This window comes from Bradyrhizobium sp. UFLA05-125 (assembly GCF_059803515.1).
This window is the reverse complement of the sequence record NZ_JBANBJ010000145.1, coordinates 1-7,363: the sequence shown is the minus strand read 5'-3', so window position 1 is coordinate 7,363 and position 7,363 is coordinate 1. Positions and strand designations below refer to the sequence as shown.

5 protein-coding genes and 1 pseudogene are annotated in these 7,363 nt (G+C 62.9%); 3 read left to right on the top strand and 3 right to left on the bottom strand.

The annotated features are described in order from the left end of the window. Nucleotides 1-1,362, bottom strand: a pseudogene (locus SO156_RS45360) (ABC transporter substrate-binding protein); the annotation flags it as partial. A gap of 154 nt (nt 1,363-1,516) precedes the next feature. Next, the gene (locus SO156_RS45355) at nt 1,517-2,710 is read right to left on the bottom strand and encodes a urate hydroxylase PuuD (protein ID WP_498539403.1); all 1,194 of its coding nucleotides are present in this window, start codon (nt 2,708-2,710) and stop codon (nt 1,517-1,519) included. A gap of 212 nt (nt 2,711-2,922) precedes the next feature. On the opposite strand from SO156_RS45355, the gene SO156_RS45350 reads away from it, so the two are divergent. Beyond that, nucleotides 2,923-4,236, top strand: a complete 1,314-nt coding sequence (locus SO156_RS45350) for a PQQ-dependent sugar dehydrogenase (RefSeq protein WP_498539404.1) — start codon at nt 2,923-2,925, stop codon at nt 4,234-4,236. A 203-nt stretch (nt 4,237-4,439) separates the two neighbouring features. Here the strand turns inward: SO156_RS45350 and SO156_RS45345 are convergent, their stop codons facing one another. Further along, nucleotides 4,440-5,240, bottom strand: coding sequence for an SDR family NAD(P)-dependent oxidoreductase (locus tag SO156_RS45345; RefSeq protein ID WP_498539402.1), 801 nt, complete (start codon nt 5,238-5,240; stop codon nt 4,440-4,442). A gap of 256 nt (nt 5,241-5,496) precedes the next feature. Here SO156_RS45345 and SO156_RS45340 point away from each other — a divergent pair, with 256 nt between their 5' ends. Beyond that, a complete protein-coding gene (locus SO156_RS45340) occupies nt 5,497-6,330 on the top strand; it encodes a cytochrome ubiquinol oxidase subunit II family protein (RefSeq protein WP_498539401.1) in 834 nt (277 codons plus the stop codon). Further along, nucleotides 6,320-7,363: cbb3-type cytochrome c oxidase subunit I (locus SO156_RS45335; protein WP_498539400.1), on the top strand; the 1,044-nt coding region annotated here is incomplete at its 3' end. The genes SO156_RS45340 and SO156_RS45335, both read left to right, overlap by 11 nt.

Below are 7,363 nucleotides of genomic sequence, written 5' to 3'. Positions count from 1 at the left end.
GCCCTTGGGCTGGCCCGAGCGGTACCACACCGTGGTCGAGACGGCGGGGTCGTTGCGGTACTGGTGCCAGCCGGTGGCGAGATCGAAGGCGTGCTCGTCATAGACCTGCTTGAGGAAGCCGCCGCCGTCATTGCGCACGATGTCGACGCTGATGCCGACATCTTTCAGCGATTGCTGAATGAAGGTCGACCACAGCGAGATGTCCTCACCCCAGGGCGCGGGCAGGAGTTTCAGCGAGAAGCGGGCGCCACCGGCGCCGGCCTTTTACCCGGCCTCGTCCAGCAAGGCAGCCGCCTTGGCCCTGTCGTAAGGGTACTGTGGCGTGTTCGGACCCGGATAGAAATCCGTCGAGGTCGACGGAATCGGCCCAGTGCCGAGCTTGGCGAAGTCGCCCAGAAAATTCTCGATGAAGAAGGGTACGTCGATGGCATGCGCGATCGCACGGCGCACGCGGATATCCGATAATTCCTTGCGGCGGAAGTTGAATTCGATCGTGTTGGTGCGCGCGTTGCCTTCGTTGCCTTTGGTGGTGACGATGAAGCGCTTGTCCTTCCCCAATCGCGCCATGTCGGAGATCGTCAGGCTCGAGAACGGGGAGTATTGCAGTTCACCGGCTTCGAGCTGGGCTGCGGCAGCTGAACGGTCGGTGATCACCTTCCAGACGATGCGGTCGAGATAGGGTGCGTTGGGCCGCCAGTAGTCGGGGTTGCGGTCGGCGATGATGTATTGGCCGCGCTCATATTTGACGAACTTGAACGGGCCGGTGCCGACGGGGGCGAGGTTGACCGGGTTCTGTCTGATGTCGCCGCTCTCATAGAGATGCTTTGCGGAGATGTAGCCGAGGTCGGGTAGCGCGCGGAGCAACAGGTTCAGCGGCATAGGCCGCTCGTAGCGGAATATCGCGGTTTGCGGGTCCGGCGTGCCGACGGCGGTGAGGAAGAGCTGGAGCGTCGAGCCGTAGTTCAAGATCTTCTTCCACATGTTCATCGCCGTGAAAGCAACGTCTTCGGATGTGAAAGGCTTGCCGTCGTGCCAGGTGACACCCTTGCGCAGCTTGAACGTGATGCTCTTGCCGTCGGGCGAGGATTCCCAGCTCTCGGCGAGCACACCGACCGGCTTGCCGTCGGCGTCGAGATCGACCAGGCTCTCCTGGATCTTGCCGCTGATGATGTAAACGCCGGTGGAGGCCTGGATGCTCGGATTGAGCTGGCGCTGTTCGGCATTGTAATGGACGTTGAACACGCCGCCCTTCTTCGGGGTCTCCTGCGCAAACGCCCGCATCGGGTTGATGACGTTGGCGGCGATTGCCGCCGAGGTCAGGAGCGCCGTGCGGCGGTTGATTTCCAGGCGGGTCAAATCCATACGAGGTCTCCAAAAACGACTTAAGGGGTCGCAGCTAACGGCCACACAGTGTCCCTGTCTACGCCGGAGCGGCGCTCAAGTCATTTTGAAATGGTCTGCGATTGCGGAATATCCTTCCGCAAAAGGTCGCATGGACGCGTCGCAGCGATTGGCGTCAGCGATCGGCCTGCGTGATATAGGCGGCCAGCGCCGCGCGTTCCTCGCCAGTCATTTCCGTGATGTTACCCGGCGGCATCGCGTTCGACCATGCAGCGACGCGTCCGATCAACCTGATGTTGCGCTGGATATGCTGGGGTGCGTCGAGCAGGATGCCCTTTGGCGCGGTGACGATGCCGGCCCACACGGGCTCTGCGGCATGGCACATGCTGCAGCGGGACATCACGATCTCCTCGACATTGGCGAGCGTCGGCTGCGCGGCAAGCGCGCCGGTCTTCACCTCGCGCGGGCCGGCGGCGGAGAGAACGCCGATCGCGATCACGCCGACTGCTGCGACAGCCCACACCCACCACGGCGATTTGCGGCCCGCATGACGCTCGTTGAAGAAATGTCGGATCACCGGCCCCAGCGCCAGCACGATCGCGACGATAATCCAGTTGAAACGCGTCGCGTAGAGCAGGGGATAGTGGTTGCTGATCATCAGCACGACGACGGGGAGCGTCAGATAATTGTTGTGGACCGAGCGCTCCTTGCTGGTCTTGCCGAGCTTCGGGTCGGGCGATTGTCCCGCGATCAGGTTGGCTACGATCTTCTTCTGGTTCGGGATGATCACTGCAAAGACGTTGGCGACCATGATGGTGCCGATGATCGCGCCGATCTGGTTGAACGCGCCGCGGCCGCTCAGCACATGGGTGAAGGCGTAGGTCAGCGCGACCAGGAACAGATAGCCGCCGATCGCAAAGCCGAGCTCGCGCTGGGCGAGGCCCGTGCGACAGGCGATCTCGTAAAGCAGCCAGGCGAGTGCGAGGCTGCAAAAGCTGAACAGGCCCGCCTGAGCTGGTGTGAGATCGAGGATCGACTTGTCGACCAGGAACAGATCGGCGTCGAGATAGTAGACCACCACCATCAGCGCGAAGCCGGAGAGCCAGGTGGTGTAGGCCTCCCATTTGAACCAGGTCAGTTCCTCCGGCATCTGGCTTGGTGCGACCAGATATTTCATGATCCGGTAGAAGCCGCCGCCATGCACCTGCCAGGCTTCGCCCTGCACGCCGTCAGGCAGGTCGCGCTTCGGCTTCAGGCTGAGATCGAGATGGATGAAATAGAAGGAGCTGCCGATCCACGCGATCGCCGCCACCACATGCAGCCAGCGCAGGAGCAGGCTCGCCCATTCCGAGATGATGGATCCCCACATGCTTACCCCATCCGTCGCGACGTCGATGCCGCAGCTTTGATGACCGCAACCGGCGGCCGCGCCCTTACAATGTGTCGCACCGATCGACGGGATTTTCCAGCAGGACGGCAATACGCATTGCACATCCTGCGGGCATGAGCTGATGTGCGATTCGGCACTCGAAGGCTGCGCAGGAACTCGTGACGAAGTATCTTGGACGTCCCAAGTCGGTTTTGGCCTCCGCGCTGCTCGCGGCTGTCATCGGCACGACAGCCTCGGCTGAACCCGTGCTGAAAGGCAAGGAGGCCTTCGGCAGTTGGCAATCCGACAAGCCTGGCATCCTCAGGTTGATCCGGCCGCAGGATCTTCCTGCGCCGGGCGCGTCGCGATCGGTTGCCAATGCGTCGTCGGTAGTGGCGCGGCCCGCCGAAGCGGCGCCGCTGGCGCCGGAGGGTTTCAAGATCGAGCTGCTTGCCGAAGGGCTTTCAGGCCCCCGCATCCTGCGCGTCGCACCGAACGGCGACATCTTCGTTGCTGAAACGCGGGCAGGACGCATCCGCGTGCTGCGCGCAGACGGCGCGAAGATGGTGGCGAATGAAATTTTTGCCAGTGGGCTGAACCGTCCGTTCGGCATCGCCTTCTTCCCGAACGGCGACAATCCGCAATGGGTCTATGTCGCCAATACCGACAGCGTCGTCCGCTTTGCTTATCGCAGCGGCGATCTCAAGGCATCCGGCAAGGCGGAAACGGTGGTCGCGAACCTCGCGCACGGCACCGGCCATTCCACTCGCGACATCGTTTTCACGCCGGATAACAAGCGGATGTTCGTCTCGGTCGGCTCGGCCGGCAATGCCGGCGAAGGCATGGGCAATCCGCCTGGCGGCATCGAGGCATGGTCACGCGCGCAGCCGCTCGGTGCGCCCTGGGGCTATGAGGCCGAGCGCGCAGCGGTGCTGGCCTTCGATCCGGACGGCAAGAACAGGAAGCTCTACGCGACCGGCATTCGCAACTGCGTCGGCCTCGCCATTGAGCCGCGCAGCGGCCTGCCCTGGTGTTCGACCAACGAGCGCGACGGCCTTGGCGACGATCTCGTGCCGGACTATGTCACCAGCGTGCGGGAAGGCGCGTTCTACGGCTGGCCGTGGTTCTATATCGGCGCCAATGAAGACCCGCGCCATGCCGGCGCCCGGCCCGACCTGAAGGACAAGGTCACGATTCCCGACGTGCTGCTGCAATCGCACTCCGCTTCGCTCGGCATGACGTTCTATCAAGGCAGCAATTTTCCGGCCGACTATCCAGGCGATGCCTTCGCCGCCGAGCACGGCTCATGGAACAGATCCAAGCGCACCGGCTACAAGGTGATCCGTATCCGGATGAAAGACGGCAAGCCGACTGGCGAGTACGAAGACTTTGTCACCGGCTTCGTCGTCAACGACAGCGACGTCTGGGGCCGCCCGGTGGGTGTCGCGGTGGCCAAAGACGGCGCGCTGCTGATCTCGGAAGACGGCAACGGCACGATCTGGCGGGTCACGCACGCGCCGCAATGACGCGCTGCGCAGCGCTGACGGTGCACCCTCTCCCCTTGCGGGAGAGGGTGGTTTCGATGCGTAGCATCGAAGCCGGGTGAGGGGTCTCTCTTCGCGAGTTACTCTCTCAGTTGTATTCGCGGATGCAACCCCTCATCCGGCGCTTCGCGCCGCCTTCTCTCGCAAGGGGAGAAGGAAGAGGGGCGGCGTTCGCGTCGACAGTATCACCCTCTGATCACGCTCGCGCCGCCGTCTACCGGCAGCGTCACGCCAGTGATGAAGTTCGCTTCGTCCGAGGCCAAAAACAGCGCGGCGTTCGCGACGTCCCAGGCGGTACCCATCTTCCTGCGCAGTGGCACTTTGCTGTCGCGCTCGGCTTCGACTTCAGCGCGGGTCTTGTGCCATTCCCGCGCGCGGGTATCGACGGCCATCGGGGTGTTCATCAGGCCCGGCAGGATGACGTTGGCGCGGATGCCGAATTCGGCGTTCTGATAAGCGAGCTGTTCGGTGAAGGCGATCATTGCCGACTTCGTCGCCTTGTAGGCGACGTAAGGATAGGTGGAGATCGCGGCCATCGAGGAGATGTTGATGATCGCGCCGCTTCTTTGCGTCCGCATGATCGGGATCACTTCCTTGGCCGCGAGGATGCAGCTCTTCAGGTTGATGGCGACGACGCGGTCGAATGCCTCCTCGGTCAGTTTCAGCAGCTCGGCGTCGCCGCCACCGAGACTGACGCCGACATTGTTGTGCAGGATATCGATGCGCCCCCAACGCGCCTGCGCGTCCGCCACCATCGCCTTGATGTCAGCAGTCCGGGTCACGTCGGCCTTGAAGGCGCTGGCCGTGCCTTGTTTCGCCGCGATCATCGCGACGGTCTGCTGTGCCGATTCGAGATTGTGATCGACGCAGACGACCTTTGCACCCTCGCGTGCGAAGGTCAGCGCGGTGGCGCGGCCATTGCCCATACCCTCGCCGGGGCTTTGCCCGGCACCCACCACGATAGCGACCTTGTCCTTCAAGCGCATGACGTTTCTCCCTGCTTTTTCATCACGATAGCAATCGTCCGGGGATTGGAAAAGATCGGCACTGCGCCGCTTGCCCCGCGTGCAACGCGCCATGTCCCGCAAAACCTGCATGGCTCCGTTGTACGAGCTAAAACGTGCGGAGGTGCAATGACCTGTGACTGCGCCGGAACCCCCGGTCATGCGAATGACGTTTGTTGCCGGTACCATTCCGCGCTAGGCTCTCCTCCGGGGCTTCCCAATCGCCAGTGGCTTGCCGATGAATCTGCTCGATCCACAAGGGCCTGTTGCTGTTGCCAACAGTACGATTCTCGTCGATTCTGTTTTCATCATGCTGACGATCGTGGTGCCGACGATCGTCGCGATCCTCGGCTTTGCCTGGTGGTTTCGCGCCTCCAATCCGCGAGCGCAGTATCAACCAGACTTCGTCTATTCCGGCCGCGTCGAGATGGTGGTGTGGGCGATCCCGGCGCTCACCATCATCCTGCTCGGCGGCGTCGCCTGGATCGGCTCGCACCAGCTTGATCCCCGGGCGCCGGTGCCGGGCACCGGCAGCCCGGTGCGCATCCAGGCGGTTTCGCTCGACTGGAAGTGGCTCTTCATCTATCCCGACCAGCGCATTGCGACGGTCAATTCGCTGACGGTGCCGGCGGGCGCCGAGCTGAACTTCCAGCTCACGTCGTCGAGCGTGATGAACGTGTTCTTCATCCCGCAGCTCGGCAGCATGATCTACACCATGAACGGCATGGTGACGCGGCTCAATCTGCGTGCCGACAACGAGGGCAAGCTCCAGGGCCTGTCGGCGCATTTCTCCGGCGACGGCTTTCCGGAGATGATGTTTGACGTCAACGTGATCTCGCCGCTCGCCTTTCCGGACTGGGTAGCGAGCACGGCGAAGTCCGAAGTGGTGCTCAATGAAGACAGCTACAAGAAGCTGATGCAGCAGTTCGTCGAGCGGGGCAGGCCGACCTATCGTCTCGAAGACCCACGCCTGTTCGACCTGATCGCGACCCAGCACATTCCGCCGGGGCCGGGCCCGCAACTGACCTCGGATGCCGGGCGGGAGCACAGTGGAGAGCACGATGCTCGGTAAGCTTGATTGGTCGGCGATCCCGTTCGACCAGCCGATCCCGCTGGTCGCAGGCGGCGTGGTGCTGGTCGGGATCCTCGCGGTGCTGGCCTGGGTCGTCGTGAAGGGTCATCTGCCCTATCTCTGGCACGAATGGATCACCAGCGTTGATCACAAGCGCATCGGCGTCATGTACGTCCTGCTCGCCTCCGTCATGCTGCTGCGCGGCGGCAGCGACGCCATCATGATGCGGATCCAGCAGGCGGTCTCCTACCAGTCGCAAGGCTATCTGCCGCCGGAGCACTACAACCAGATCTTCTCCGCCCACGGCACCATCATGATCTTCTTCGTGGCGATGCCGTTCGTGATCGGTCTGATGAACCTCGTGGTGCCGCTGCAACTCGGAGTGCGCGACGTCGCTTTTCCGACCCTCAACTCGGTCGGCTTCTGGCTCACCGCCACCGGCGCGCTGCTGGTCAACCTCTCGCTCGTCATCGGCGAGTTCGCGCGCACCGGCTGGCTCGCCTTTCCGCCGCTCTCGGAGCTGACCTACTCGCCCGGCGTCGGCGTCGACTACTACGCATGGTCGCTGCAGATATCGGGCGTGGGGACGCTGGTGGCCGGCATCAATCTCGTCACCACGGTCCTCAAGCTGCGCACCCGGGGCATGAATTATCTGCGCATGCCGATGTTCTGCTGGACGACGCTTGCCTCCAACCTCCTGATCGTCGCGGCGTTCCCGATCCTGACCGCAACGCTCGCGATGCTGCTGCTCGATCGCTATCTCGGCTTCCATTTCTTCACCAACGAAGCCGGCGGCAACATCATGATGTTCATGAACCTGATCTGGGCCTGGGGCCATCCCGAGGTCTACATCCTCGTGCTGCCGGCCTTCGGCATCTTCTCAGAGGTGGTGTCGACTTTCTCCGGAAAGCCGCTGTTCGGCTATCGCTCCATGGTGCTCGCCACCATGGCGATCTGCGTCATCTCCTTCATGGTCTGGCTGCACCATTTCTTCACCATGGGGGCGGGGCCGAACGTCAATGCCGTCTTCGGC